The organism is Micrococcus sp., assembly GCF_030523875.1.
In the GTDB taxonomy this organism is placed as follows: domain Bacteria; phylum Actinomycetota; class Actinomycetes; order Actinomycetales; family Micrococcaceae; genus Micrococcus.
In genome coordinates, this window is sequence record NZ_JAUNHR010000172.1 from 1 (window position 1) to 1,132 (window position 1,132).

At 73.1% G+C, this 1,132-nt stretch carries 1 protein-coding gene; it reads right to left on the reverse strand.

Annotation, left to right across the window (positions count from 1 at the left end; all coding sequences use genetic code 11):
- On the reverse strand, positions 1–1,132 hold a 1,132-nt coding region (gene betC, locus Q4D18_RS11875), incomplete at both ends, for a choline-sulfatase (RefSeq protein WP_303128682.1).

A 1,132-nucleotide genomic window follows, 5' to 3' on the forward strand; every position in this document is an offset into this window, starting at 1 on the left:
GTACTCCCAGGGCGAGACCCGGCCGGTGCGCAGCGCGGCGTCCACCAGCCGCCGGTGCGCCTGGTCGCGCAGCACGTCCCGGGTCAGCCGGTCCAGGTCCCAGCGGTCGGCCACCTCCGCGCGCAGCTCACGCAGCCGCCCGGCGTGGGCGGGGTCGGAGGCGAGATTGACGCGTTCGTCCGGGTCGGCGGCCAGGTCGAAGAGCTGGTCCGGGTCGACGGGGGAGTGCACGTACTTGAGGTCGCCGCGCCGGATCATCACCAGCGGGGCGATGGTGCCCTCGCCCAGGTACTCCCCGATCACCTCTCGCTGCGATGGCGACGGCCGGCCCGCGCACAGGTCGACGAGCGAACGCCCGGCCGGGGGGTCGAGGAAGTCCGGACCGCCCTCGGGGCCGCCTGCGCCGGGCCCGTCACCGGTGAGTTCGGCGAAGGTGGGCAGCAGGTCCACCAGGGAGACCGGGTCGGGCACCCGCCGGGGTGCGAACCGCTGGGGCCAGTGCACGATCAGCGGGATCCGGGCCGAGCCCTCGAAGAAGCTCATCTTGTACCAGAGGCCGCGCTCGCCCAGCAGGTCGCCGTGGTCGGCCAGCAGCACGATCACGGTGTCCTCGGCCTCGCCCAGAGCGGCCAGGGTGTCCACCAGCCGGCCCGTCCACTCGTCGACGTAGGAGATGTTGCCGTAGTAGGCGCGGCGGGCCCGGCGCACGTCGTCGTCGCTCAGGTGCACGTGCGCCATCGCGCCGACCCGGCGCAGACGTTCGGAGTGCGGGTCCGACGGCACGTCGTCGGCGCCGACCCGGGGCAGCGGGATCTCGACGTTCTCGTACAGGTCCCAGTACCGCTGCCGCGTGACGTAGGGGTCGTGCGGGTGGGTGAAGCTGACCACCAGGAACCAGGGCCGGTCGTCGGCCTCGCGGGCCAGGTCGTGCAGGGCGCGCACGCCCTGGTGGCCGACCTCGTCGTCGAACAGGAGCTGGTTGGTCACCTCGGCGACCCCGGCCCGGGTCACCGACTCCATGTTGTGGAACCACCAGTCGATCCGGTCGTCCGGGCGCAGCCAGTCCGGGGTCCAGCCGAAGTCCGCCGGGTAGATGTCGGTGGTGCGGCGCTCCTCGAAGCCGTGCAGCTGG